The 26091-nt window shown below is 62.3% G+C and carries 19 protein-coding genes; 1 reads left to right on the top strand and 18 read right to left on the bottom strand.

The features are described from left to right. Positions 1-4: 4 nt before the first annotated feature. The 17 genes from RAC97_RS19045 to RAC97_RS18965 all read right to left on the bottom strand — a co-directional run bounded on the left by RAC97_RS19045 (position 5) and on the right by RAC97_RS18965 (position 18643). On the bottom strand, positions 5-1171 hold the full coding sequence (locus tag RAC97_RS19045) for a methyltransferase domain-containing protein (protein WP_375101096.1): 1167 nt from the start codon (positions 1169-1171) through the stop codon (positions 5-7). 114 nt (positions 1172-1285) lie between these two features. Further along, the gene (locus RAC97_RS19040; protein WP_375101095.1) at positions 1286-2638 is read right to left on the bottom strand and encodes a polysaccharide pyruvyl transferase family protein; all 1353 of its coding nucleotides are present in this window, start codon (positions 2636-2638) and stop codon (positions 1286-1288) included. Then, positions 2635-3678, bottom strand: coding sequence for an NAD-dependent epimerase/dehydratase family protein (locus RAC97_RS19035; RefSeq protein ID WP_375101094.1), 1044 nt, complete (start codon positions 3676-3678; stop codon positions 2635-2637). Before RAC97_RS19035 ends, RAC97_RS19040 begins: the two co-directional genes overlap by 4 nt. Further along, positions 3665-4702 carry a class I SAM-dependent methyltransferase gene (locus RAC97_RS19030; protein ID WP_375101093.1) on the bottom strand — a complete coding sequence of 346 codons (1038 nt, stop codon included), beginning with the start codon at positions 4700-4702 and terminating at the stop codon, positions 3665-3667. The genes RAC97_RS19035 and RAC97_RS19030 overlap by 14 nt, the downstream gene beginning before the upstream one ends. Beyond that, on the bottom strand, positions 4699-5334 hold the full coding sequence (locus RAC97_RS19025; protein ID WP_375101092.1) for an HAD family hydrolase: 636 nt from the start codon (positions 5332-5334) through the stop codon (positions 4699-4701). Before RAC97_RS19025 ends, RAC97_RS19030 begins: the two co-directional genes overlap by 4 nt. Next, positions 5334-7163, bottom strand: a complete 1830-nt coding sequence (locus RAC97_RS19020) for a thiamine pyrophosphate-binding protein (protein WP_375101091.1) — start codon at positions 7161-7163, stop codon at positions 5334-5336. The genes RAC97_RS19025 and RAC97_RS19020 overlap by 1 nt, the downstream gene beginning before the upstream one ends. A gap of 1 nt (position 7164) precedes the next feature. After that, positions 7165-8694: an N-acetylneuraminate synthase family protein gene (locus RAC97_RS19015; RefSeq protein WP_375101090.1), complete on the bottom strand. Its 1530-nt coding sequence runs from the start codon at positions 8692-8694 to the stop codon at positions 7165-7167. Further along, positions 8694-10019 (bottom strand): lipopolysaccharide biosynthesis protein RfbH, encoded by a 1326-nt coding sequence (gene rfbH, locus RAC97_RS19010; RefSeq protein ID WP_375101089.1) that lies wholly within the window; start codon positions 10017-10019, stop codon positions 8694-8696. The genes RAC97_RS19015 and rfbH overlap by 1 nt, the downstream gene beginning before the upstream one ends. Further along, positions 10012-11079, bottom strand: coding sequence for a CDP-glucose 4,6-dehydratase (rfbG, locus tag RAC97_RS19005; protein ID WP_375101115.1), 1068 nt, complete (start codon positions 11077-11079; stop codon positions 10012-10014). Before rfbG ends, rfbH begins: the two co-directional genes overlap by 8 nt. Further along, positions 11070-11840 carry a glucose-1-phosphate cytidylyltransferase gene (rfbF, locus tag RAC97_RS19000; protein ID WP_375101088.1) on the bottom strand — a complete coding sequence of 257 codons (771 nt, stop codon included), beginning with the start codon at positions 11838-11840 and terminating at the stop codon, positions 11070-11072. The genes rfbG and rfbF overlap by 10 nt, the downstream gene beginning before the upstream one ends. 358 nt (positions 11841-12198) lie before the next feature. Further along, a complete protein-coding gene (gene fleQ, locus RAC97_RS18995; protein ID WP_375101087.1) occupies positions 12199-13668 on the bottom strand; it encodes a transcriptional regulator FleQ in 1470 nt (489 codons plus the stop codon). 167 nt (positions 13669-13835) lie between these two features. Beyond that, entirely contained in the window at positions 13836-14132 is a 297-nt protein-coding gene (locus RAC97_RS18990) for a flagellar protein FliT (protein ID WP_375101086.1), read from the bottom strand. A gap of 16 nt (positions 14133-14148) precedes the next feature. After that, on the bottom strand, positions 14149-14544 hold the full coding sequence (gene fliS / locus RAC97_RS18985; RefSeq protein WP_375101085.1) for a flagellar export chaperone FliS: 396 nt from the start codon (positions 14542-14544) through the stop codon (positions 14149-14151). 133 nt (positions 14545-14677) lie between these two features. Then, positions 14678-16096 (bottom strand): flagellar filament capping protein FliD, encoded by a 1419-nt coding sequence (fliD, locus tag RAC97_RS18980; protein WP_375101084.1) that lies wholly within the window; start codon positions 16094-16096, stop codon positions 14678-14680. Between the two features lie 83 nt (positions 16097-16179). Next, complete coding sequence (locus tag RAC97_RS18975; protein WP_375101083.1) at positions 16180-16539, bottom strand: flagellar protein FlaG; 360 nt, start codon at positions 16537-16539, stop codon at positions 16180-16182. A 72-nt stretch (positions 16540-16611) separates the two neighbouring features. Further along, a complete protein-coding gene (locus tag RAC97_RS18970) occupies positions 16612-17454 on the bottom strand; it encodes a flagellin domain-containing protein (protein ID WP_375101082.1) in 843 nt (280 codons plus the stop codon). 253 nt (positions 17455-17707) lie between these two features. Next, positions 17708-18643, bottom strand: a complete 936-nt coding sequence (locus RAC97_RS18965; RefSeq protein WP_375101081.1) for a ketoacyl-ACP synthase III — start codon at positions 18641-18643, stop codon at positions 17708-17710. A gap of 288 nt (positions 18644-18931) precedes the next feature. On the opposite strand from RAC97_RS18965, the gene RAC97_RS18960 reads away from it, so the two are divergent. Further along, positions 18932-22453 carry a glycosyltransferase gene (locus tag RAC97_RS18960; RefSeq protein WP_375101080.1) on the top strand — a complete coding sequence of 1174 codons (3522 nt, stop codon included), beginning with the start codon at positions 18932-18934 and terminating at the stop codon, positions 22451-22453. Positions 22454-22520: 67 nt separating this feature from the next. Here RAC97_RS18960 and RAC97_RS18955 read toward each other — a convergent pair whose 3' ends face one another. Next, on the bottom strand, positions 22521-26078 hold the full coding sequence (locus tag RAC97_RS18955; protein WP_375101079.1) for a glycosyltransferase: 3558 nt from the start codon (positions 26076-26078) through the stop codon (positions 22521-22523). Positions 26079-26091 lie beyond the last annotated feature (13 nt).

Below are 26091 nucleotides of genomic sequence, written 5' to 3'. Positions count from 1 at the left end.
GACATTACCGGGCTCCGTTTGCGAGGGTGAGGATCCTGCCCTGCCAGCCGTGTTGCTGGATGAGCGTGTCGCGAATCTCGGCAGCGTATGTGGTACTGGCAATGAATACCGTGGCCCCCTGGTGCTTGGCCAGCGCCTCGGGGCCGCTGATGGTCACGCCGAGCAGCGCTTTGCCCTGAAGATTCCTGTTCCTGTCGACGATGGCGCGGATATTGGCCTTACCCAGCCGGGTGTCGCAGAGCAACCGACTGGTAAGGGAGCCTGCGCCCCATATCAGCACCGGCTCACCGCTGGCCTCCAGTTGCTCGGCCAGCGTTTCCACCGGACCCAGTACCTCGCGTGACAGCTCGACATAACGCAGCAGGCTGCCGGCTGCCACATCATCCACCGTCAACGGCTGCGCGGCCTTGGTGGTCTTGCGGTACAAAGCCAGCAGATAGTGGTTGTCGTAGAAATCGTTATGCTGCGAGATGACCGTGACCTTCTCGAAGCCGCAGGTACTCAGCACATTGTCGAGGCTGGTAGCACTGAAGAAGTTGATGTGCTCCAGCGCGAACTCAAGGAACGGCTCAGCCGGCGGCGTCTGGCCGAAGGTCTCGGCATCGGGCACGGCGAGGAACAGATAGCCATCGTCGGCCAGCAGCGCCGTAATCTTCGCCAGGCTGTTGCGCAGGTCGGCAATATGCTCCAGCACTCCGCACAGGCTGACCAATTGGAAGCGCGCGTCAGTGACGAAGGCATCCACCGTCGCGCTTTTTATTTCCAGACCATACATTTCACGCGCAAGCTTGGCGGCCGCCGGGCTCGGTTCCATGCCCAGCAAGTGCCGGAAACCTGCCTGCTGGAAGTGCGCAAGAAAATGCCCCATGCCCGAACCTATATCGAGAATGCGCGCGTCGCTGGCCAGGCGGGCATGTGCTTGGACGAAGCGGAAGAAATTCCCATGGATACGCGCCAACCCGGGCGGCAGCTCGGTATGCAGGTGATGCTCGGCGTTCTGGTAGAACTGATCGAGTGCCGACTGATCCGGTATGTCGCTGGCGTAGGCAAAACCGCAATCGCGACAAGCCACTACGTCATAATGAACGGGCTGGGAAAGCCCCGGGAACAGGAAATGCTGACGGTGCAGTCGCTCTAGAAGGGTTCCGCTACAAATTTCACAAGCTCTCATATCGCTATCCACCGTGTTCCATCATTCAGCCGCCTTTAAAACAGGTCGGCCCTTATCGAATCTGTACTGCACTTGCCCCAGGACTGACGAACGCCAACATACAAGCGCAAGCAGCTATCCGCCCTGGACCGTCCCGCTTTCGAGACGAGCGCGATACCAGCGCTGGGAAATATCACCGACCTGGGCGAGTTTCACGAACGTCTCGTCCGGAATCTCGGCGCAAATAGCCAGCTGCTGTTCCAGATTGGAAATTTCTTCAACTGAGTAATGAGGGGCTCGCTCCTCGCGGGCCACGTGTGCATCAGGCTCAGGCGTCCAACGGTCAATCATCGAACCGTCCACTGCCAGGTTGCCTCCCAACCCGAGGTCGCGCAGTGTCTGCACGAATCGGGAGTAAGCATCCTCATAGCGCGGCAACGTCGCGCGATAGTCACAGCGCGACAGGAAGAATTCGATATCCATCGCCGCGGGCAGGTCGTGCTCGGCAACAAAGGGAAGCGAGAAGAACTCGCACATTTCCCGAACCCGCGAATCGTGGGCAATGAACATGGCAGGCTTGCCGGCATGCACCGCTGGCGTCAAACCGTGCATCCGAGCACCAAACACGAAATCCATCGACCCGAGAAATTCCTTCCACAGGGCATAGTTTGTAAAGTAGCGAACGCGTTTCTGCTTCAACAGGGCAAGCACTGGGGCCATGTCTTTATAGAACCGCCGAGCCGCATGGATATCTGCCGCCCTGACCTTGCCAGGGTAATAAAGCGCTTGCGTCAGCAGGCCAAAGACCTGCTCGACATAGTGATAGTTGTTCTGACTGGCCAGACGCAGAAAGTCATCTATTCGGCTATGAAGGTTCCCCTGGTAATTGGAGTAACACACGGCCACTTTTTCAGGGCTGTTCGGTACCTCCAGCAACGACGGGTTCAGCGCAGGGCCATTCAAGTAAAGCGAAGGACACCCCAGGGGAACCGCATTCTTGATGCCCAGGTTGTTGAGGACTTCTGCCGAGTAATTACCTCGCGTCCCCACCACCGGCGACCGGTCGGCGATCACACCCAGGTAGCGACGAACCGTTGAAGAAAGCCCTTTGTGGAAATCTGGGCTGTATTCGTACTCCCGCGCCTGGACGGACTCACCGAGGCTGAAAAAAGGAACCTTCAGCTTCTCGATGAAAGAGGTGACGAATTCGTACGGGTAGCCGTCCCGGTCATACGGATGGGGGGCGATTCTGCAAGGTATGAAAAACACGACACGGGAAAATTTTTCATTGACCTCTTCGGCGCTCATCCGAAAATCCCAGGCCTGAAAATGACGTCCGGACGTCAGCATGGCACCTGCGTGGGCGTAGACAATATCCCCGATATTGATGAACTGGGAGTGATATTGGTAATTGGCCCCTGTCTTCCGGATACCCTCCAGCGGAGGAAGGTAACCAATCAGGGTCGGACGCGAATCAGCAGCATTCATAGAGTAGCCTGCAATAGCCTGGACAAACCCGCATCCAAATGGGTTCTTGGCGCCCATCCGAGCGCGCGGATCTTGTCGATATTGAAATGCCCGGAGTTTCTCAGGGCGGGTGCCGGACCACTGCGCGCCTTTGCCCTGACCTGCAGCTGCCCGGTCTTGCCAGCTGCGGCAATCATCTTCTCGGCCAGCTCCAGAATGCTGGTTTCCTGGGTTTCGCCGACGTTGTAGGCGTGGCCCGCCTGGCCTCGCAGCAAAATGTGGAACAGCCCGAGCACAGTATCGGAGACGTAGCAAAACGGACGGGAGGCGCTTCCATCGGAGTCGAGCCGGATGTCCCGGTCGTGAAGAATATCGGCAAGCAGGTCGCAGATTGCCCGGCCATCGTCCAGACGCATGCCGGGCCCATAGCAGTGGGAGATCCGCGCGATCTTCGCGTCCACCGCGTACTGGGTGTGGTAAGCCCTGCACAGGGTTTCGGCCAAGCGTTTGCTCTCGCTGTAGCAGGCCCTCGGCGACAACGGATCTTCGCGGCCAAAGTCCCCTTCGGCGATGGCATCGGTTTGCCAGGGATTGTCCCCGTAAACCGCGCCGCTGCTGAGAAACAGAAAACCTGCCTGCTTGTCCCGGGCCAGCTCAAGCAGTGCCCGGGTCCCCTCGGTGTTGGCACGAATCGTATCGACCGGCAATTGCAGGTAATCCTTGGGGCTGGCCGGGCTGGCGGCATGGATGATGAAGTCCAGCGGCGTCGCCAGGCGGCAGGGTTGCGCGACGTCCTGGATCAGCGGCGTCACCTCGCCTGGAATATCCAGCCAGGGCATGCGCCGGCGAAGCTTTACCAAATCCCGGGCCAAGGCATGAACACGAAGGTTCGCTTGGGGCTGGGTGCGATTGAGCCAAGCCAGGGCTTCGACGACATGCCCGCCGATGAAACCCGAAGCGCCAGTGACCAGGATGTGGCGACCGTGCAGCGCTTCCCAGGGCAGCGGTGCGGCCAGCATGTTGGTCAAATCCGCAGCGAGGATGGAATCAGGCGTCTTCATAAATGCTATCCAGGCCGATCAGGCGCTGCGCGGCAATGCCAAGGTCGAGCAGGTGCTGACGGATCTGCGCAGCGAAGCGGATGGAGCAGATGACGATAGGCAGTTCGGCATGCGCCTGCGGGTCATAGCCACCGACCACATGCTGCCCCATGCGCTGTCCCCACTTGGCTTCGGACGAGTCCAGCAACGCGTGGATCTCCAGCGAATCGGCCAGCGGCGCCAGGTAATTGAGGTAGTCGCCGCCGATTCCGTAGACCAGGAACGGGCCACCGGTTCTGTCACGAAACCGCTGCAACAGACGCGCCTGTCGGCGTTCGGCCGTAGGCTGCAAGCGGGCGACGAGGCGGATCGAGTCCGAATAGACCGGCGACTCGTAATGCCCCACCGACAACGCATCGCACGCAAAGCCGCAACGCGCCAGCAACAGCGTCAGCGACGCCGGGGTGAACTGGTGCAGGTGCTCGACGTTGCGATCGCTGACCAGCAGCGGATGCCCGGCCTCGTTTGGAACCTCTACCAGCACACACCCGTCCGCGCTCAGCAGGCTCGACCAGGCCGCCAGTTCCTGCTCGGGGCGAGCGATGTGCTCCAACACATGGAAGGACACGATCAACTGGTACGGTGTTGCCTGGATCTGCCCCGCAGGCGTAGGGAACACACGGTCAAGCTTTTGCTCCGCCAACACCCGGTCCTGCGACAGCTCCACACCCTCGTAGGTAACGGCAAAGCGCGCCTTTATCTCGCGGCCGAGCTCGCCCTCGGCACAGCCGATTTCGAGCACGCGTTCCGTACCGGTCTTCAGCAAGCCAGATACCGCGGCTACGCGCTCGCCGATCTTGCGTTTGAACCAGGGGGTATCCAGATCGTTACGAGCGACCGACAGCGTCTCGTAGTAGCTCGCCTGCTCCATCGGCAGCCGCCAACGGTGTCCACACAGCCGGCAAGCGGTGTATTGCGGGCTGGGCAGCAACGTCTCGAGAGATCCGCAGCAGGGGCATGGGCTGGCTGTAGTGGCTGTGTTCATGGGCGCCCCAGGCGTTCCAGCAGTTCGTGCGGAGAAGGCAGTGGCCGCTCTTCACTGGTGAACTGACCGTAGCCCCAGGCCACCGGCCAGAACTCGACTTCGTTGGCAGCGGCTGCGCGACCGTCTGCGACGGTATCGCCGATGTAGATGGCCGACCGCGCAGAGATGCCGGCATCCTCGAGCAAGGCGGCGATCATGCCGGCCTTGTCCTTGTAGCGCTCAGGGTAGGAGTCACTGGCGAGCACTTCGCTGAACAATTGTTGCCACCCCAGCGCGGCGAGGATGCGCTGAGTCGGCAACAGGCGTTTGTTGGTCGCGATGGACAGGCTGTAGCCCTGCGCGTGCAATTGCTCCAGCAAGGCCTGGCAACCCGCGTACGCGGGGGTTTCCAGGCAGGCTTCGGCGTCATACAGCTGCTTGAACGTGGCGCCCAGGGCATCGAGCAAAGCTGCATCGTCACTGCCGCTCAGTACCGCCAGTGTCTGGCGCAAAGGCGGGCCGATCAGGCTGGCGTCGATGGCGCACCTGGCCTGTAGGCCATGTGCCTGCAGCACACGGGAAAAGCAGGCGAGAATCGCTGGTGCAGAATCGACCAGAGTGCCGTCGAAATCAAACAGAAGGTGGCGCTTCATCACTTGGCCTGCTGCCGAACCCGGCGCGATACCGGGGTGAGATTGCCCGCCATTTCCTCTTCCAATACTGCCAGCGGCAGCAAGGGGCTCATGTCCTCCAGCGGCATGGAGGTCATCGATCCATCAGCCTGTGGAATCGCGGCGACCTTGGGGCTCAACGCCTCATCCTTCATCAACAGCACTTCCACGATCATCGGGCTAGGCAGTCGCACGGCTTCAGCCAGGCCCTGCTCGAGTTCGGCGACGTCGCTGATACGCTTGAACGGCAGATGGTATGCACGTGCCAACTCTTCCAGGTCCGGCATCCACAAGCCAGCTTCCGGGCCAGTACCGACATAGCGGCCTTCGAAGTAGTTGCGCTGGGTATTGCGGATCGAGGCATAACCGCCGTTGTTCATCACCACCAGGCAGATCGGCAGGTTGAAGCCGCGCAACGTGGCCAGTTCCTGGATGTTCAATTGCAGGCTGCCATCGCTTTCCACCGCCACCATCGGCTTGCAGCCATTGGCGAAGCACGCGCCAATGGCCGCCGGCAGGCCATAGCCCATCGCGCCCAGGCCCGAGGTCAGGAATACCCGCTGGCCAGGACGGTTACGGAACACGGTGTAGAACACTTCGACCGCCAACCCCGAACTGCCCGTGCTGACCAGGGTATTTTCCGGCACGGCATTGGATAGCGCATCGGCGAACTGGAAGTGACTGATCGGCCCGCTGGCCGGGAACGGCTTACCGTCGTTTACGCCATAACGGGCTTTCCAGTCCTGGCAGCGCTGCAACCACTGTGGCCGACTGAACGAGGCACCTTTAAGGGAGTCTGCCAGCGTGGTGATGAAGCTTGCAGCATCGCTGGTAACGGCGACGTCGATTTCCATGTCGAGCTTGGCGATCTCGTTGCTGTCCACATCCACCACGACCTTGCGTGCGCCGCGAGCAAAGTCGCGGGGCGCATAGGCGGTGATGATGTTATCCAGACGACAGCCGACGGCGATCAGCAGGTCGGCATTCTGCACCGCGAAGTTAGGGGCACGCAGGGCTACCACACCCGGACGACCGACGTACAACGGGTGCTCGTGGGGCAGCAGGTCCATCGCGTTCCAGGTCGTCACCAATGGCACGCCCATCGACTCGACCAGGTCACGAAAGCCAGCAGCCGCGCCGCTCAAGCGAACGCCGTGACCGGCGAGAATCAGCGGCCTCTGGGCATCCTCGAGCAAGCCGCGAACCTGCTCCAGCGCCGCTGCATCCAAGGCGGTAACGGATGCGACGCCCTCGTCCCAACCCACCAGGGTATCGGGATCGATCGGCGCGCCCTGCACGTCCAGCGGAACGTCGATCCATACCGGGCCGGCACGGCCATCCTTAGCCAGGAAGACGGCGCGCTCCAGTTCGCGGCGAATGTCCTCGGGCTGCTGGACAGTGACTGCGTATTTGGTGATCGGCTCGACCACGCTGACGATGTCCACCTCCTGCACGCCCTTCTGACGCAGTGGCGCACCACGTAGCAGATCGGCACGCTTGACCTGGCCGGAGACGATCAGCAACGGCACCGACTCGATCCAGGCACCGGCAACGGCGGTTACTGCGTTGGTCGCACCCGGGCCGGTGGTGACCATCGCCACCCCGATATTCTCGTTGATCCGGCAGTAGGCTTCGGCGGCAATCGCGGCGGCCTGTTCATGGTGGCAGGCCACGACATCCAGGTCGGGGTGCTTGCCGACCGCATCGTTGAGGTGCATGGCCCCGCCGCCGGGCAACAGGAAGACGTGCTCCACACCCAGCTTGGCGATGAAGTCAGCAATGTAGTCAGCAACACGATAATGGCTAGGCACGTCAGTCCATCCAATAGCTCAAGAGGGTTTTACGGTCGCGATTGGCATTGATCGCTTCGTCGGTATAGAACGAATCATTGGTGAAATGCGTGGAGGACAACTCTTCGATGATTGCCCCGCCCTGACTGTGGAAGGCATGACGCACACCCGGCTCGACGGTCACCACATCCCCTGGACGGCAGACCCGCGGTACGCCGTCCAGTTGCAGGGTCAGCTCGCCGTGCAGGACATGGAAAGTTTCTTCCTTGAGCTTGTGGTATTGCTCGGGGTGTTGCTGACCCGGCAAGAGCATCAACAGTTTCTTGCAGTAGCCCCGATTGACCACGGTGAGCATGGTCAAACCGATCTCGTCGAACTGGTCCAGGCCATAATGGTGGGATATCTCCAGATCGACGCGGCCCGGCACCACCACGTGACTGTCGCTCAGTTGCGCACGCACGCGCTGGACGATCGCCCAGACCTTGTCACGCACGTCACGCCGCGTGCTGTTGTGGGTGCTCAGTGCGCCATCTTCGGGGATATCCGCTTGGGCCGTGAAGGTGGCGTATTTCGACCAGTCATTGGCGGTGATCTGGCCGTCCTGCGGTGGGAAAGCGAAGTACACATCGCTGGCTTGCACCACCTCACCCGCAGCAATGGCCCGGCGCGCGAACACCCCGCGACGCAGGGAGCGCAGGCTGGCCACTTCATTTTCGTTCACCGGCAGGCGCTGCTCGCCTTCACCGCACAACAGCAAGGCATACTGCGCCGCTTCCAACCAGCGGCGAACCTGCTCCGGGCTTGCCGAATACGCATTGAGCGGGAACTGCTCGGTGGGCAGACCGACGTGCTTTTCGAAGATGCGCGCGCCCTTGGCCAGCGCAATCTTGACGATATCGGTGTTGTCCGGGTTCTCATGGGTGGAGAACCCCACGCGCACGCCAGGGTAGCGACGGCGCAGGAAGTCCACCTGCGACAGGTGCATGTTGGCATCCGCGGTCGGATACTCGCCTACGCAGTGCAGAATGGCGAAACTCTTCTGCCTGTGGGCCAGGAAGCTGACCAGGCGATCGAGCTCCTCGAGGGTCGAGCCGGCAGTGGAGACGATCATCGGGTGCTGGGTCTTTACCACCCGCTCCAGCAGCGGCCAGTCGCTCATCGAGCAACTGGCGATCTTGATCGCGTCCAGCCCCTGCTCTTCGATCACGTCCACCGATGCTTCGTCGAACGGCGTGGACAGGCAGAGGAAACCGTTGGCGCGGATTTCCGCCACCAGGGTATCGAACTGCTCGCGGGACAAGCGGGTTTCGCTGAAGCGCTTGATGTACTTCACATCGTCACGGCCACGCATCGCCGGATGAATGAAGGTATCCAGGTCACGGTATTGCAGCTTGAAGGCAAAGCGGAACGGGAACGCCTTGCACACGTCGGCAAAGGCGCGAATCAGCGCCACGCCGTGGGCCACATCGCCCATGTGGTTGTTGGCCATTTCCAGGATGAACAGCGGTTTGTCGAACAACGTGCCGGTGTTGGCAGAAGAGGAAATGCTCATCAGTGGGTTCCTCGATTGAGCCAGGCTTCGATGTGACTGGCCGCATGTTCCAGATGGTCATCGCTCAAGCCCGGCCACAGGCCGATCCAGAACGTGTCGTTCATGATCTTGTCGGTTACCGTCAACTCGCCGGAAACCCGGTAGTTCTGCCCCTTCATGTAGGGCTGGCGGGTCAGGTTGCCGGCGAACAGCAAGCGTGTACCCACACCCTGCTCGTCCAGGTAGCGCAACAGCTCGAGGCGATCGACGCCGCTGCCGTCACGCAGGGTGATCGGGTAGCCGAACCAGGAAGGGTCGCTACCGCTCGTGGCCTGGGGCAGGATCAATTTGTCCGCGCAACCGGCCAGGCGCTCGGTCAGCCAGCCGAAGTTGCGCTTGCGCGCGGCCACGAAGCCATCGACCCGGTCCATCTGGGCCAGCGCGCAGGCGGCCTGCATGTCGGTGATCTTCAGGTTGTAGCCCAGGTGCGAGTAGGTGTACTTGTGGTCGTAGCCTTGTGGCAGGTCGCCCATCTGCCAGCAGAAGCGCTTGCTGCAGGTGTTGTCTTCGCCCGGCGCGCAATAACAATCGCGGCCCCAGTCGCGGAACGATTCAATGATGCGCTTGAGCAACGGCGACTCGGTGAACACCGCCCCGCCTTCGCCCATGGTGATGTGGTGGGCCGGGTAGAAGCTGAGGGTGCCGATGTCGCCAAAGGTGCCGACCATTCGACCCTGGTAGGTCGAACCGAGGGCGTCGCAGCAGTCTTCGATCAGCCACAGGCCGTACTTGTCGCACAGGGCCCGTACCACGCTCAGGTCGAAGGGATTGCCCAGGGTATGGGCCAACATGATGGCCTTGGTCTTCGGGCCGATGGCCGCCTCGATCAGCGCCGGGTCGATGTTGTAAGTGCCCATCTCGACATCGACGAACACCGGCACTGCGCCGAACTGCAGAATGGGGTTGACGGTGGTCGGGAAACCGGCAGCAACGCCGATCACCTCGTCGCCAGGCTTGATCGCCCGGTCGCCGAGGCGTGGTGAAGTAAGGGCGGAAAAAGCCAGCAGGTTGGCCGAAGAGCCAGAATTGGTGGTGAGTACGCAGCGGCGCCCCAAGTACTTGGCCAGGCGTTTTTCAAAGGCCTCGTTGAAGCGGCCGGTAGTCAGCCAGCCATCCAGCACGGCCTCGGTCATCGACTGCAGTTCACCCGCGCCGATTACCTTGCCCGAAGGCGGAACGCTGCTGTGCCCCGGCACGAAGGGTTTGGGTGCCATCTGCAGTTCGGCGTAGCGTCCGACCAGTTCGGCAATCTGTTGGCGCAACTGCTGCGCCGTACTATCACTCATGGGTTCCGCCTTGGTGAACCGCGATCTGCTCGCGGGTAACGATGTTCATGTCACGCCCGGCGCACCAGGCCAGGTGCCAGTCCAGGGTATGTTTCAGGGTGTCGTCCAGCGACCAGCGTGGCGACCAGCCAAGCACCTGCCGCGCCTTGCTCGAGTCCAGCGCCAGCAGGCCGGCTTCGTGCGGCTGGGCATCGCCGGCCAACGACCAGCGCGCCTCGCCTGGCCAACGCTCGGCCAAGCGTCGGACGATCTCGCCGACGGTGGCCAACCCTGCGCTGTCCGGGCCGAAGTTCCAGGCGGCGGCGTATCGCTCGGCATCCGTGACCAAGCCTTGGGCCAACTGCAAGTAGCCCATCAGCGGGTCAAGCACGTGCTGCCAGGGGCGGGTCGCTTGGGGATAGCGCAGGATCACCTCTTCGCCGGCTTGCCAGGCGCGGAAGATATCCGGCAGCAAGCGCTCGGCCGACCAGTCCCCGCCCCCCAGTACATTGCCTGCCCGCGCCGTGCCCAGGGCCACGCCAGAGGCGCGCAGGAACGCGTCGCGGTAGCTGGCGCAGAGCAGCTCGACACAGGCCTTGCTGCTGCTATAGGGGTCGAAGCCGCCCAGGGCATCATGCTCGCGGTAGGGCCAGGGCCACTCGCGGTTCTCGTAGCACTTGTCGGTGGTCACCACCAGCACCGCGCGTACTGAAGGCGTGGTACGCACCGCCTCCAGCAGGTTGAGCGTGCCCATGACATTGGTTGCATAGGTGTCGGCTGGCGCCCGGTAGGACTCACGCACCAGAGGCTGGGCCGCCAGGTGCAGCACCACTTCGGGTTGGAAGTCGTGCAGGGCATGCGCCAGGGCCGAGGCATCGCGGATATCGGCGAAATCGCCGGCCACCCGCTGTTGCAGTTGCGCGACCTGCCACAGCGATGGTGTGGTCGCGGCAGGCAAGGCGAAGCCGCGCAGGTCGGCGCCCAACTGGCGTAGCCATACCGCCAGCCAGCCGCCCTTGAAACCGGTATGCCCGGTCAGCAGCACTCGGCGCCCTGCCCAGAATGCCGGATTCAGCGCCATAGATGCCATGCTGCTTCGCCGTTCTTCCAGTGTGCTTCGAGCTGCATGCGGTCACGCAGGGTATCCATTGGCTGCCAGAAGCCGCGGTGCAGGTGGCTCATCAACTGGCCATCCTCGGCCAGACGGCGCATAGGCTCATATTCCCAGGTGGTGTCATCGCCTTCGATGTATTCGAGCACGGCCGGCTCCAGCACGAAGAAGCCGCCATTGATCCAACCACCATCGCCCGCTGGTTTTTCCTGGAAGCCGCGTACCTGCTCGCCCTGCACATCCAGCGCGCCATATCGCCCCGGCGGCTGTACGGCAGTGACCGTGGCCATCTTGCCGTGCTGGCGATGGAAGTCGATCAGCCGCGGAATGTCGACATCGGACACACCGTCGCCGTAGGTCAGGCAGAAGGTTTCATTACCAACGTAGTCGCGGACACGCTTCAGGCGCCCGCCCGTTGCCGTGTTTTCACCCGTATCCACCAGCGTCACCCGCCAGGGCTCGGCGTGGCGGTTGTGGATATCCATACGGTTCTCCGCCATGTCGAAGGTCACATCGGACATGTGCAGGAAATAGTTGGCGAAGTACTCCTTGATCACGTAGCCCTTGTAGCCAAGGCAGATGACGAAGTCGTTGATGCCGTAGTGCGAGTAGATCTTCATGATGTGCCAGATGATCGGTTTACCACCTATCTCGATCATCGGCTTGGGGCGCAGGTGAGATTCTTCGCTGATGCGTGTTCCCAGCCCACCGGCCAGAATGACTGCTTTCATTATGCTCTTCGTCCGCATTGGTCGGAGGGATGACAAAAAACTGACCCTTGTCCCTACATACCTTGCAAAGCAAAACGCATGCCTGCTTGAGCAAGGCATGCGCACCAGTCATCTTCCTTGTAATTTGGGAGGGTTGCTCACTTGGCGCCGGTGGATCGGCGCGCCGTGGCATTTGCCCGCACACCTCGATCCAATAGCGGGCCTGGCCACGAATACGACGAAGCACGCATCGGCAACTGCATGAAAAAACCTGCGAGAACCTGCCAGGTCATGGGTGAGAAGGCGCCGCAGAACGCGGACTCCCTGACGCGGTGATATGGGGCCTCGGCCAAACCCAGGGCCCCCAACAACGCAGAGCCTACTCCTCGCCGTCACCCTCACGGCGGCTCATGCCGTACTTGCGCATCTTCTCCACCAGCGTGGTCCGGCGGATGCGCAGGCGTTCGGCGGCGCGAGCGACGATACCGCTGGCATCGTCCAGCGCCTGCTGGATCAGCCCCTGCTCCAGGCTGCCGAGATAGTCCTTGAGGTCCAGGCCTTCGGGCGGCAGCATGGCGTGGCTGGAGAAGTTCGGCGTATGGCCGTTGATCGCCACGCGCTCTTCGAGGTCGCTGCGCAGACTGTCCACCAGTTGCTCGTCCTCGTCGTCGACGTAACGGAACTTCTTTGGCAGCTCTGCCACGCCGATCACCCCGTAGGGATGCATGATGGCCATGCGCTCGACCAGGTTGGCCAACTCACGGACATTGCCCGGCCAGCCGTGACGGCACAGCGACATGATCGACGCCGAGTTGAAACGGATGGAGCCGCGTTTCTCGTGCTCCATGCGCGAGATCAGTTCGTTCATCAGCAGCGGAATGTCCTCGACGCGCTCACGCAGCGGCGCCATCTCGATAGGGAAGACATTCAGGCGATAGTACAGGTCTTCGCGGAAAGTCCCTTCCTCGATCATGGTCTCGAGATTCTTGTGGGTCGCGGCGATGATGCGCACATCGATGCTCTGGGTCTTGTTGCTGCCCACTCGCTCGAAGGTGCGCTCCTGCAGCACGCGCAGCAGCTTGACCTGCATCGGCAGCGGCATGTCGCCGATCTCGTCGAGGAACAGCGTCCCGCCATTGGCCAGCTCGAAACGCCCTGCACGGCTGGTGATCGCTCCGGTGAAAGCGCCCTTCTCGTGACCAAACAACTCGCTCTCCAGCAGCTCCGCCGGAATCGCGCCGCAGTTGACCGGCACGAAGGGCGCCTCACGGCGCTTGGAGTGATAATGCAGGTTGCGCGCGACCACTTCCTTGCCAGTGCCGGACTCACCCAGGATCAGCACGCTGGCGTCGGTATCGGCCACCTGCTGCATCATCTGGCGTACGTGCTGGATGGCGCGGCTGGTACCGACCAGGCTGCGGAACAGGTTCGGCTCGCGCTGACGACCCCGCTCGCGCGCCTGGTCGTACATCTCGCGATAGACCTGGGCACGGTGCAACGAGTCGAGCAGTTGGCTGTAGCTGGGCGGCATTTCCAGGTTGGAAAGCACGCGACGGCGAAGGTCCTCCGGGAAGTCCGCAGAAGAAATTTCACCTAAAAGCAGGACAGGAAGGAACTCATCCCAGGCCGCCACTGTCTTAAGCACGCCCAGGACGCTGGACGGCGCATTGACAGTACCGATCAGCACGCAGAGCACTTCCCGGCTCGAGGACAACGCCTCTACCGATTGCTGCCAGTCGGAGCTGGAGCAAGAAAGGTTCTCTTCGCCGAGAAAGTTCAGGACCACCGCCAGATCGCGGCGGCGCTCGCTGTCGTCATCGATCAGGAGGATCTTGGTTTCACGCCACATGCAATAGCAACTTCCCTAGTCATATCGGCGCCCGCAGGCAGGCTCGAGATCATTCCGACTGAATGGTCAGTGTTCGGACGTCTGATTATCGAAAACAGCCACTAGTTAAGTCAAAAAACAGCCCATAGTCAAATTTATGGCGCAACGCTTTTTGTATCATCCAGCGATCAGCTGAACAGATGGTATACCTTTGCCGCGTTTTCCGCCTGACGGATCTGCGACATTTCGTCGACCACCAATTGACGCTCACCACTTGCAACCTCGATCAGTTGCCGATAAACGCCCATCAGGTCTTCCAGGCTACCGCGCACCGCCGCTTCGTTGTGCGTGGCTTCGGCCAGGACATCCTCCACGCACACGCGGCATTCCAGGTCGAGCTCGCCAACGGCATCCCAGTCGCGACTGGCAAGCGCAGCCTGCAGGGCTTCGCGGGTCTGCTCGATACGCTCGATTACATCACTCATGACCGCTCTCCAGGGCTCACTCGGCCGGCTGCTGGTCGCCGATCGCGTCCCAGCCTTCCTTGACCGTGATCAGCAGGCGTGCGACCTCGTCGATGATCTTCGGGTCACTGTTGACGTTGGCTTCGATCAGGCGTCGGCTCATGTACTGGTACAGGCTGTCCAGGTCCGAGAGGCTGTCGGCGTGGTTTTCCAGGTCCAGGCCTTCACGCAGACCGCCGATGATGTCGATGGCCTTGCCGATCAGGATGCCCTTCTGCGCGACATCGTTGCGCGCGATAGCGCCCTTGGCCTGGGCCATGCGATCGAGGCCGCCTTGCATGAGCATCTGCACCAGGCGGTGCGGGCTGGCTTCGGATGTCTGCGCCACACCGTTTACTTTCTGGTATTGCCGAAGGGCCAACATCGGGTTCATGGATCTACCTCGTTGCAGCAGAATAGGTTGCGAATACCTGTTGTATCGCCGTTACAGGAAAAAACTTTAGCGACAATGCAAAAGGCCCGGGGCGCCAATATGACGCCACCGGGCCTTTGTCACAACCGTCGGATCAGCTGTTCCGCCTCTGCGCCTCGAGGGCCGAGAAGATCGAGTTGATCTGATCGGCCTGGGCCCTCATCTTGCCCAGCGCGGTATCCAGCGCCACGTATTTGCGAGTCAACGACACCGTCAGCGAATCGGTACGACGGTCCAGCGCAGCCTGCTGGTCGGAGAGATTCTTGGCCACCTCGTCCAGGTTGGATTTACGCGACGCAAGGCTACCGTCAGTCTTGTTGTACGGGTCGATCGCCGCATTCATGCGCTCGAAGATACCGCCGGTACCCGTGAACAGGTTCTGCAGGTCGCTGCCAAGCTTCTTGTCGTTCATCGCCGTGTTGAATTTGACGCTGTTTAACTCCAAGGTACCGTCCTTGGTGGTGTTGATACCCAGCTGGCTGAGACTGGTCAGTGCGCCGCTCCCCCCCGCCTCGCTGAGCACACTGCGCACGTCGCCGAGCAACGAGCGTGTGGTAGGATCGTTGGTCAACGGGCCAAGGACGACATTGTCGTCGGCATCGCGGCTGGTACTGGTCAGCTGGGTGATGCTCTTCTGCAGGGTATTGTATGCATCGACGAAGGTCTGGACCGACTTCCTCAAGCCTTCGTTATCCTGCGCCACTGTCACCTTGGTCGCCGTGGCAGCACCACCGCCGGACGGCGTCGGGCTGACACCTGTCAGTTCCAGGGTCAAGCCACTTACCGCGTTTTCGACGGTGTTCTTGGCACTGGTAATCTTCAGGCCATCGACGGTCAGCTCGGCATCCTGGGCCAATGCAGTGATGTAGCCTGCACCAGTACCATTAACCTTCTGAGTACCATCGATGGTCAGCTCAGGAATGCCACCCAGCGAGATATCGCTACCCGCACCGGTCGTGGTCGACGACAGCACCAGGCGCGAACCACCGGCCTCGCTGACGATGTTCGCGGAAATGCCGTTCGCACTCATTTCCTTGTTGATCTGGTCACGAACGCTCTGCAGCGTGGCACCACTGGCCACGTTGATCTTGTAGTCCTTGCCGCCTTGGCTGATGGTCAGCTCACCGGCACTGATGGCACTGCTGGCGCCACCGGCGAACTGCTGACTGGCCACCTTGGAGCTGGTGGCGAGCTTGTCGACGATGATGTCGAAGCTACCCGCCACTGCACTGTTATTGGTCTTGACCTTGACCACCGACTCATTGCCGGAGGTGCCAGCGAACGCGTTGAACGCCGGCGCATCCTTGTCGTTGAGTTTTTTCATGGCGTCCTGGAACGCCGTGAGGGCACTGCGCAGCGAGCCGATACCCGAGATCATCGCGGTATTGTTGTTGGTCTGGCGCTTGATCTGCGCCTGCTTCGCGGCGGTATCGGAAGTTACCAGGGCCTGGACGATGTTACCGATCTCAAGACCGGAACCCAGGCCTGTCGAAGGAATAATCGGGCTTGCCATGCTGCGGTCCCTCTCAGTTTTGGTGCGCCGAACCTGCTCCTGCAGGATCGACATGAATCTGTTGGGTCGTTACCCGACGCAGGTTACACCTTGGCGTCGAACAACACACTCTGGACATCGCTCAGGCTCTCGGCGATGCGCAGCGCCTCTTCGGAGGGCAACTGCCGGATCAACTCGCCGGTATCGCTGGCGATGACCTTGACCACGATCTTGCCGGAGTCCTCGTCAGTCGAGAATTCCAGGTTACGTCGGCTTTGCTTCAGAAACTGCTCGATTTCAGCGACGGCTTGCTTGACCTTGTCGGTGTCATCCACCTTTCTGACCGGGTCTTTTTTCTCACTGCCGCCAGTAGCTTCTGTCGACCGCGCCACCGGCTTGTCGGCAACCTGCTCGGCCACACGTGCGGCCGGATAAGACAGGTTCAGCTTGACGCTCATGTCCATGTCAACCACCTCGCAACGAAAAGGCGGGGAAGCGCCTGGGAAGCGCCCCCCCGCCATCAGCTATCTGGCAGATTAGCCCAGCAGCTTCAGGACTGCCGATGGCAGCTGGTTGGCCTGGGCCAGAACCGAGGTCGAAGCTTGCTGCAGGGTCTGCTGCTTGGTCAGCTGGGCAGTTTCAGCAGCGAAGTCGGTGTCCTGTACACGGCCACGAGCGGCTTCGGCGTTCTCGTTGATGTTCTGCAGGTTGTTGATGGTGCTGGTCAGACGGTTTTGCGCGGCACCCAGGTCGGCACGAGTGCTGTTGATGCTCTGCAGAGCACTATCGATTGCGCTCAGGGCGGCCTCGAAGTTGGCGTTGATGTCGGCATCGGCACCGGAGATGGAGATCGTGGTGCTGTCGACACCCAGGGTCGCGGCAGTCATGTCGGCCAGGGTGATGGAGATCTGGTTGTTGGTGCCGCTCTCGGAACCGACCTGGAAGGTCATGGTGGTAGCCGAGTTCAGCAGGTTCTTGCCGTTGAGCTGGGTGCTGTTGGCGATACGCGACAGCTCGTCGGACATCTGGCTGAATTCTTTGTTCAGCGCTTCACGGTCTTTCTCGCTGTTCGAGTCGTTTCGAGCCTGAACGGCCAGTTCACGCATACGCTGCAGGATGTTGGTCTGCTCTTGCATCGCGCCTTCAGCGGTCTGGGCGATGGAGATACCGTCGTTGGCGTTCTTGATCGCCATGGTCTGACCACGGATCTGCGAGGTCATGCGGGTAGCGATCTGCAGGCCGGCGGCGTCGTCTTTGGCGCTGTTGATTTTCAGGCCGGAGGACAGACGGCTCATCGAGGTGCTCAGTGCATCGGTAGCACGGTTCAGGTTTTTCTGAACACCCAGAGAGGTGGTGTTGGTGTTAACGGTCAAAGCCATGACGAATTCCTCGTTGGTTGGGTACTACGGCTTCCGGCCTGGCAATTCGCCGGGTGTGTGGCCTAGAGAACCTTCGTAATGTTTATCGTCGTCACAGCGGTTTGCTTTAGGGCTTTTGCAAAATTTTTTACTGGCACCCTGCCACTTCAATGAAATCAAGGGTTTGACGCCAGAAACCCACCACCCCCAATCACCTCACGAAAAAAAGCGCTGACCGGAAACCGGCGAGCGCTTTTTTCCAGGCTGCGTCAGCTCAGTCGACGCGTTCGATGATTGCCGAGCCCCACGACAGGCCAACACCGAAGCCACTGAGCGCAACCCGCTTGAGCGGCTTGCCGAGCACGTGCTTCTCCAGCAGCAAGGGAATGCTCGACGACACGGTATTGCCCGTTTCGAGCATGTCCTTGACGAACCTGGCCTTATGCTCGCCGTCCTCGAAGCGCTGCGACACCGCATCGACGATAGCCGCGCTGCCCTGGTGCAGGCAGAACAGGTCGATGTCGGCCGCCTTCAGCTGGCTGGCCTCCAGCAATTGCGACAGGTGTGCCGGAACCTTGACCAAGGCGAAGTTGTACACCTGGCGGCCGTTCATGAAGAACTTGCCGTCGGTGGTACGCAGGTGCTCGGCACCGGCGCCGTCACTGCCGAACAGCGACTTGCCCAATTGCCAGGCCGCGCCCTCGCCCATCCAGGTGACGGTGGCCGCGTCTCCGAACAGCATGGTGGTATTGCGGTCTTCGGGATCGACGATCTTCGAATACGGGTCGGCAGTGATCAGCAAGCCGTTCTTGAGGCCCGCCGCCTCCATGAAGCCTTTCATCGCATACAGGCCATAGACGTAGCCCGAACACCCCAGGGAAACATCGAAGGCCGCGACCTGGGTCGACAACCCCAGCTTGTGCTGGACGATGGCAGCCGTGTGCGGCAGCCCCTCGGCGTCGCCATTCTGGGTCACGACGATGACGACATCTATAGCAGCAGGGTCGAGCGATGGATTGGCAGTGAACAGTGTACGGACCGCCTCGACACACAGGTCGGAGGTTTCCTGGCCATTTTCCTTGCGCGGCAGGAAGGTCGAACCGATCTTGCCGAAGATGAAATCCTGGTCCTTGCCGAACTTCGCACCCTGGGCGTAGTTGTCGACGCCCTCGACAGGTACGTAGCTGGCGATGCTTTTGATGCCAATCATTGTGGCTTCCCGATAGATCATGGCGGAATTTCGCGGGCTACGGACCATGGATATTGGCCTTGCATACCGTACTGACGGTCTTGCCCGCTGACTCAATAGATTAAAGATGCGCGTTTCGACTGCCAAGTCACGTCGCACCGCCAAAGTCATTTCACTCGCGGCCCTGATGACAGCCCGGCATTCCAGGCACAAGGCTTGGCAGACCTTTTGCTTGCCCTGCCCCAACGCCGGAAGACTGACGCTCGCGCGTCGCCAACCGCCAGCCCTCACATTTGCACGAGAGAGACTATGACCAGCCGAGCCCGATCGAAAGATGAGCGGATTGACATCGACGACAGCTCGACCCAGGCCCTTTCTGACGAGGGTAGCAAGACCAACCGCAACAACGTGCCCCCCTTGTTCAGCGTCATCCTCACTACCTTCAACCGCCCGCGCCTGCTGGTCGATGCGCTGGACAGCCTGGCCCGGCAAACCTGCCAGGACTTCGAAGTGATCCTGGTCAACGACAAGGGCACGCCGGTCGAAACGCTGCTCGACAGCTACTCCTTCGCCAGCACCTACCTTTACCAGGGCCGCAACCAAGGCCCGGCGGCGGCACGCAACGCTGCCTATCGTCTGGCGCGCGGGCACTATGTGGTGTATCTGGACGATGACGACCTGTACCTGCCGGACCACCTGCAAACCCTTGCACAGGCCATCGAAAGCCATCCGGGAGAAGTGGTCTACACCGACGCGGTGTTCGTCACCGAAACGCTGGAAGACGACGTACGGATCGAGCAACGTCGCGAGCAACGCTACCGACACGGCGAGTTTTCCCGTGAGCGGCTGTTCTACAACAACTACATCCCGGTCAATACCTTCGCCTGCCCGCGCGCCCTTATCGGCGCCGTGGGCGGCTTCGACGAGCTTTTGCCTGCCTTCGAGGACTGGGACTTCCTGATGCGCCTGGCCCTGCGCGCCAACTTGCGCCATGTGCGCAGAGAAACCGTCGAAGCGCGCATGCGTGTTGCCGTCGCCGAGCCCGGACGACGCTCGCAGCAGGCGTTCAAGGACTACCCGGCACTCCACCAGCAACTCTACGCGCGCCATGGAGACCTGGGCAGCGAAACCGTACGCAACGGCCGACGCAAGATGCTGACGCTGCTTGGCGTGGTCGAAGAACACCAACCCCAGGCCGCAGGCGCACAGCACTGGCTCGCCCAGCGCAGCCTCTCGCCCCTGCAACGCAGCCTGGTGGAGCAGCGCCTGGAACAGCATGGCCAAGGCCCGAGCTTCGGCGTGCTGGTGCTCGACCTGCAAGGCGATGCGGCCAAGCTCGCGACGACCCAGCAATCGCTGGCCGCGGCCAGCGATACCTACCGCAACATCCACCCTGTCCTGCTCAGCGTGGCAGGCAGCGAGGCGAGTACGTTCGAAGGCCCGGTCATCGCGGTAACGGCGGACAACTGGATCGACCCGCTCAACCGCCTGCTCGCGCAAGCACAGTTCGACTGGTTCTGCCTGGTGAATGCCGGGGATGGGTTGACCACCAGCGGCCTGCTGGTGGCGGGCCTGGAGCTGCTCAACGCCCCCGGTTGCCGGGCGCTGTACTGCGATGTCCTGTATCGCCAGGGCGATGACAACCTGGGCGCGGTGCTGAAACCGGACTTCAACCTCGATTTCCTGCTCGGCCTTCCAGCCTCCATGGGCCGTCACTGGCTGCTGCGCCGCGACGTGGTACTGGACGCCGGCGGCTTCGATGCCTACTACGCCCAGGCACCAGAGTTCGAGCTGGTGCTGCGCCTGATCAGCCACGGCGGCCTGGATGGCCTCGGCCACATCGCCGAACCCCTGCTGATCAGCGATGCGCCCAAACTGGCAAACCTTGCCGACGAACGAGACGCCATCCTCCAGCACTTGCGCGCACGTGGCTACGAGGCACCCGACGTGCTGGGCGACAAGCCTGGCCAGTACCGTATTCGCTACGGCCATCGGCAGCAGCCACTGGTGTCGATCCTGATCAATGCCGGCAGCGCCCTGAACTACCTGCAACGCTGCATCGAAAGCCTGCTCGAGAACACCCGCTACCGCCACCACGAGTTGCTGCTGATCGAGAGCGACCCTGCGGCCAGTGACGTCCGCGCGTGGCTCGAGGCCCTCGGCGGCCTGGGCGATGCGCGCCTGCGTCCTGTGCTCCATGACAACGCCCACGCCACCCAGGCACAAGCCATCAACGCTGCCGCCGAACAGGCGCGAGGCGACTACCTGCTGTTGCTCTCGCCCCGCGTGGCTGCCTACGACGACGAGTGGCTGGACGAATTGCTCAACCACGCGCAGCGCCCGGAAGTCGGCGCCGTGGGCGCCAAGCTGCTGTCGGCCGATGGCAAAGTCAGCCATGCCGGCCTGATCCTCGGTCTGCAAGGCCCGGTCGGGCGTCCCTTCGTCGGTTTGGCGGCGGACGCGCCGGGCTACATGCAGCGGCTGCAAGTCGACCAGAACTACAGCGCCGTCAGCGGCGACTGCCTGATGATCGCCCGCGAGCTTTACCTGGCCCTGGGTGGCCTTGGCGATGACATTCCCGCGCGCTACCAGGATGTCGATCTGTGCCTGCGCGCCCAGCAGGCGGGCTACCTGAACGTCTGGGCCGCCCATGCACAGTTGCTGCTCAGCGACCAGGCCACGGACAGCGCCTCGGCCGACGAAGACGATGCCCTGTATGCGAAGTGGCTGCCGCAGCTGGCCAGCGACACGGCCTACAACCCAAACCTTTCACTGCTCAACAAGGGTGGCTTCCAGCTTGCCAACACGGCATTGTCCTGGCGCCCATTGTCATCGTGGAAGCCACTGCCGACGGTGCTGGCGCACCCGGCGGACCTGTCCATGGCCACGCAATACCGCCTGACGCAGCCGCTCGCTGCCTTGCAACAGGCCGGGCAACTCGACGGCGCGGTGTCGCCGGGCCTGATGCACCTGCCGAACCTTGAGCGCTTCGCGCCGGACAGCATCATCCTGCAGGGGGAAATCGGCGAGCAGCGGCTGGCCGCGATGCAGCGCATGAAAACCTTCAGCCGGGCGTTCAAGGTCGTGGACCTGGACACCTACCTGCCAGAACTGCCGGCCGAGCTGCGCGAAGGCCTGGATTCAGCGGACAACGTCCTCGCCATCTTGCAGCGTGGGCTGGCCTGCGCCGACCGCCTGGTAGTGCCGAGCGCCGCAATGGCAGAAGCGTTCACCGGCTTGCACGCTGACATCCGCATCGTCGAGAGCCGCCTGCACGTGCCCGCCTGGTCCGCCCTGCAAGGGCAGCGGAGGGTTGGCGACAAGCCGCGCGTCGGCCTCACCGGCCAGACCCAGGACAGCCGCGACCTGATGCTGCTGCTGGAGGTGGTCAAAGCGTTGGCTGCCGAGGTGCATTGGGTGTTCTTGGGCAAGTGCCCTGAGCCGCTGCGCGAGCACCTGCACGAGGTGCATGCCGAGGTCGCGCCGGAGCGCTACCCGCAGGTATTGGCGGGCTTGAACCTGGACCTGGTGTTGGCACCGCGCGAGCAGACCCGTTTCAACGCGCTTCAGGACAACGTGCGCCTGCTGGAATACGGCGCCTGCGGCTACCCGGTCATCTGCAGCGATGTGCTTGGCTATGACACCGGTGGCCTGCCCGTCACGCGCGTGGGCAACCGTGACCAGGACTGGCTGGAGGCTATTCGAGCGCACGTGAGCGACCTGGGCGCGGCAGCGCGCCTGGGTGATGAGCTGCAAGTCGCGGTGCGCAAGGACTGGATGCTCGACGAGCGACACCTGCAAGCCTGGCGCAACGCCTGGCTGGCCAACTAGCCGTTATTCAGGACTGCCTGGCACCGGCTAAGCCGGTGCCATCCGCCGCAGGCGCCGCCAATCGGCCTCAATCGGCCAGCCAGCCCCACTCCCAGGCCTTCAGGGCATCACCGCGCAGCACATAGTCGCGCATCACGCGCTCATGCAACTCGTCGCCCATCTTGTAGCTGGCCACAGGGTCGTTCAGGTGCATGCGGATGGCCTGCAACCACTCGTCGGTGCTGTTGCTGCGCACCCGGGTGCATGGCAGGTCGCCGCGATAGGCCTCGGTGTCCGAGCACACCACCGGATAACGGCAAGCGCCGTACTCGAGCAAACGCAGGTTGCTCTTGCAGTCGTTGAAGATGTGGTGCTCCAGCGGCGCCAGGGCGAGATCCAGGTTCAGGCTGGCCAGCTTGCGCGGGTAATCCAGCAGGCCGATTACCGGATGGAACTCATGCACGTAGGGCCGCAGGCCTTCCGGGCACATGCCGAAGAATACCCACTCGACCTGATCGGCCAATTCCCGTACCACCTCGGCAATCACCTCCAGGTCGCCGGTATGGCTGGTGCCTCCGCCCCAACCGACGCGCGGCTTGGACGAAGTGCGCCTGCGGCTCTGCAAGCCGGTCCACAGGTGCGGCGCCAGGGTGTTGGGCACCACGCGGATATCCTTGTGCATGCTCGACAGCGCGTTGGCCAGCGCATCGGTGGTCACCACCACACGGTCGCACAGGCCGATGCTGCGGCGCAGATGCTGCTCGATGTCTGCCGGCTTGTTGCGCGCATGGCTGTTCTTCGAAGGCGCGGCCAACACGTAGTCATCGATCTCGAACACGCGGCGGGCCGAAGAGATTCGCCCAATGCGCTCGATGTCACTCGCCGTCCCTTCGGTATGGCGAAGCTGAAAGACAATCACGTCGGGGTTCATCCGCGCCAGTTGCACAGTGTGAGGGGTCTCGTGGGCGACATGGCCGATCACCTTGCCCGCACCCTCGAGCTCGATGAATGGCTGGATGACGCGATAGTGGCCCACAGCAGAGGCGTTGATCGGCAGGCACAGCACCGACGGCACCACGCTGGCACACAGCGGGTTCCAGCTGCCGCGAATGGTTGCCTCCACCGCGAAGTTGGCGATCGTCAGGTTCAAGTTGGGGTTGTATGCCGGGTCCTGGATCAGGCGCGGCAGCCACTGGTCAACGAACCTCTGCACCTCGCCCTCCGCCTTCCCCAGGCCCTGCGCAGCACCGCCGGACGGCATGACACGCATATGCACGTAGGGCGTCCACACCACCAGGTAACCGTCGCCGGTGGCCCTCAGGCACAGGTCGAGCTCGCAGAGACCGGCGGAGAATTGCTGGGTACGCAGACCGCCCATGCCCTCCCACAGCGCCTTGCGCACAAGCAGGCAGTCGCCGGAGACCGCGCTCCAGTTCTGCACGCACTGCAAACGCTGCAGATAGCCCCGGGCATGCATGCCCTCACCGGCGAACGCGGGGCCTGCGGCCTGGCCAACGCCCAACACCCAGCCCCCATCTACCACCTGATCGAAACGGTCGATGAGCTTGGCACCCACCACACCCACTTCGGGGCGCTGCGCATGCTGGAGCATTTCATCCAGCCAGTCGGGCTGGGTCACGCATAACGTCGGTGACAGCTTGAGCAAGTACTCGCCGGTCGCCTGCCTGGCTGCGCGGTCGAACAACACAGAATCGTCGCCCCGCAGCGGCAGGCGCAGCACGCGCAGGATACCGCCACCGATATCGGCCATTGCCGCCAGCCAGGTGGCCGTGTCGGGGTCGACCTCACCTCCGGCCACGACCAGCACCTCGTAGCGCGGATAGGTAGTTTGCTCGATGACGCTCTGCACGCACTGCTGCAGGCGGCCCAGGTCATCGCAGCAGGTCACGATGATCGACACCAGCGGCTGTTCGGCATGCAGGTACTGCACGCGGTTGAGCAGCGCCAGCGCGCCCTGGTGAAGCTGGTGCTCGATGCCGAGGCGGTTGAGGTGCGCCTGCAATACCGGGCCGTTCTGCTCCAGCACTTTCGCCGAGGACATCCACTGCGCGTAGCTGAAGGTGGACTGCACCTGCATTTCAGCGATGTGGCCGATCACCTGTGGGCCACTCGTCTCCATCAGGCGCCAGATCAGGTCGTGGGGGGCCAGGTCGGCGAACGCCGGGTCGAACCCGTCCTGCGCCCTGAGCGCCGAACAGGCGAACGCCAGGGCGCGCCCCACATAGGGGTAGCTACGGAACAGGTCGATGTTGAAGTCCGGCTTGAACACCGGATCCTGCGACTTGCCCTCGTGCCAGCTGGCCTCGTCGCTGTACACGCACGCCAGGCCTGGGAACAGGGCGATGCGCTCGGCCAGTATCAGCAGTGCCGACTCACTGAGGCGGTCCCCGGCGCGCAGCAGGTAGACCCAGTCGTCCTCGGCCAGCGTCGCCACTTCGCGGTTGAGCTGGCTGACCCAGTCTTGCTCCAATGTCAGATGGCCTGCGCGGTTGACGGTCCGAGCCGAGAATACCCGGTAGCTGTGCGAGGTGTAGATCTGCCCGGCAAGGCTGTCCAGCGTTGCCTGCACAGCGGCGCGCTCGCCCTCCGGGTCCAGCACCAGCACGACGATACGCGGTTGGCTCGGCCAGGCCGCCAACAACGCCGGCAGGTTGCGACGCCGCGCATCGCTGAAGCGGCGCGCCTGCAACCACTGTTGGTAGAACTCGGCGTAGCTTTCCGAATCGCTGCCCACCCGCCCCTGCATGCAGGTCTGCCAGTTGCTCAGGGTCAGCTGAAGGTTGGTTTCACGCCACTGCCTCGGCTGCTCTGCTGCCCGGAGCAAGGAAATCTGACGCACCCAGCCTTTTGCCGGCGCAGCTTCGCCACCTCGGGCAATGACCATCTGCTGCAACCAGCCCCATTCCACGCGGGTGATCTGCACCGATTCCGGGCGCTTGCTCAAGCGCTCGGGGTGCAAGCGCTCGACCGCCAGGACATCGGCGAGCATGACCATGTCGCCGCAACGCATCAGGCAGGTGAACAGCGCCTGGTCGAGCAGCATCTGGAAGCCCTGGCTTTCCTGGGTCAAGGTGCGCAGCAGTTCCAGGGCCGGCTGGCGACGCATCAGCGCCGCCGAGAAGTTGCCGAGGAAGGCGAACGAATGCCCCTCCTGGAAGGCCACCATGTCGTCGCCCTTGTACAGCTTGTCGACGTTTACGAAGCGGGCGTTCGACAGGCGCATCGGCAGCATGCTGTTTTCGGCATCGCAGAACACACGCTGGGCCAGCACCAGGCTGACGTCGGCGTGAGCCTGAAGCACCGCCGCCTGGCGCTCGATGCACAAGGGGAACAGCCGGTCGTCGTCGCACAGCACTTTGACCAGCTCGCCGCTGGCCATTCCCACGGCCTTGAGCAGATTGCCCACGAAACCCAGGTGTTCATCGTTGCGCACGTAGCGCACCGGTGCGATACCGACCCCGTCGAAGGAGCGAACGATCGCCTCGATCTCTTCGCCTTTGCTGTCATCGCATACCAGGATTTCCAGGCGCTCATAGGTTTGCGCCAGGGCACTCTGCAACGCCATGGCGAAGAAGCGCGGATTGAAGGCGGGAATGACGATGCTGACGTCAGGGTGTGCGTTCACGATGAAAGACCTT

Source organism: Pseudomonas sp. LS_2 (assembly GCF_042709235.1).
Taxonomy (GTDB): Bacteria; Pseudomonadota; Gammaproteobacteria; order Pseudomonadales; family Pseudomonadaceae; genus Aquipseudomonas.
The sequence above is the reverse complement of the archived record's forward strand: the minus strand, read 5'-3'. Positions and strand labels throughout refer to the sequence as shown.

Excerpts from the sequence above, each read along its gene's own strand:
- RAC97_RS18975 (WP_375101083.1), bottom strand. The coding sequence starts at position 16,539 with ATGGACATGAGCGTCAAGCTGAACCTGTCTTATCCGGCCGCACGTGTG.
- fleQ (WP_375101087.1), bottom strand. The coding sequence starts at position 13,668 with ATGTGGCGTGAAACCAAGATCCTCCTGATCGATGACGACAGCGAGCGC.
- RAC97_RS19040 (WP_375101095.1), bottom strand. The coding sequence starts at position 2,638 with ATGAATGCTGCTGATTCGCGTCCGACCCTGATTGGTTACCTTCCTCCG.
- rfbG (WP_375101115.1), bottom strand. The coding sequence starts at position 11,079 with ATGGCGCTGAATCCGGCATTCTGGGCAGGGCGCCGAGTGCTGCTGACC.
- fliS (WP_375101085.1), bottom strand. The coding sequence starts at position 14,544 with ATGAACCCGATGTTGGCCCTTCGGCAATACCAGAAAGTAAACGGTGTG.
- RAC97_RS19025 (WP_375101092.1), bottom strand. The coding sequence starts at position 5,334 with ATGAAGCGCCACCTTCTGTTTGATTTCGACGGCACTCTGGTCGATTCT.
- RAC97_RS18960 (WP_375101080.1), top strand. The coding sequence starts at position 18,932 with ATGACCAGCCGAGCCCGATCGAAAGATGAGCGGATTGACATCGACGAC.
- RAC97_RS19030 (WP_375101093.1), bottom strand. The coding sequence starts at position 4,702 with ATGAACACAGCCACTACAGCCAGCCCATGCCCCTGCTGCGGATCTCTC.
- rfbF (WP_375101088.1), bottom strand. The coding sequence starts at position 11,840 with ATGAAAGCAGTCATTCTGGCCGGTGGGCTGGGAACACGCATCAGCGAA.
- rfbH (WP_375101089.1), bottom strand. The coding sequence starts at position 10,019 with ATGAGTGATAGTACGGCGCAGCAGTTGCGCCAACAGATTGCCGAACTG.
- RAC97_RS19035 (WP_375101094.1), bottom strand. The coding sequence starts at position 3,678 with ATGAAGACGCCTGATTCCATCCTCGCTGCGGATTTGACCAACATGCTG.
- RAC97_RS18970 (WP_375101082.1), bottom strand. The coding sequence starts at position 17,454 with ATGGCTTTGACCGTTAACACCAACACCACCTCTCTGGGTGTTCAGAAA.
- RAC97_RS19045 (WP_375101096.1), bottom strand. The coding sequence starts at position 1,171 with ATGAGAGCTTGTGAAATTTGTAGCGGAACCCTTCTAGAGCGACTGCAC.
- fliD (WP_375101084.1), bottom strand. The coding sequence starts at position 16,096 with ATGGCAAGCCCGATTATTCCTTCGACAGGCCTGGGTTCCGGTCTTGAG.
- RAC97_RS18990 (WP_375101086.1), bottom strand. The coding sequence starts at position 14,132 with ATGAGTGATGTAATCGAGCGTATCGAGCAGACCCGCGAAGCCCTGCAG.
- RAC97_RS18965 (WP_375101081.1), bottom strand. The coding sequence starts at position 18,643 with ATGATTGGCATCAAAAGCATCGCCAGCTACGTACCTGTCGAGGGCGTC.
- RAC97_RS19015 (WP_375101090.1), bottom strand. The coding sequence starts at position 8,694 with ATGAGCATTTCCTCTTCTGCCAACACCGGCACGTTGTTCGACAAACCG.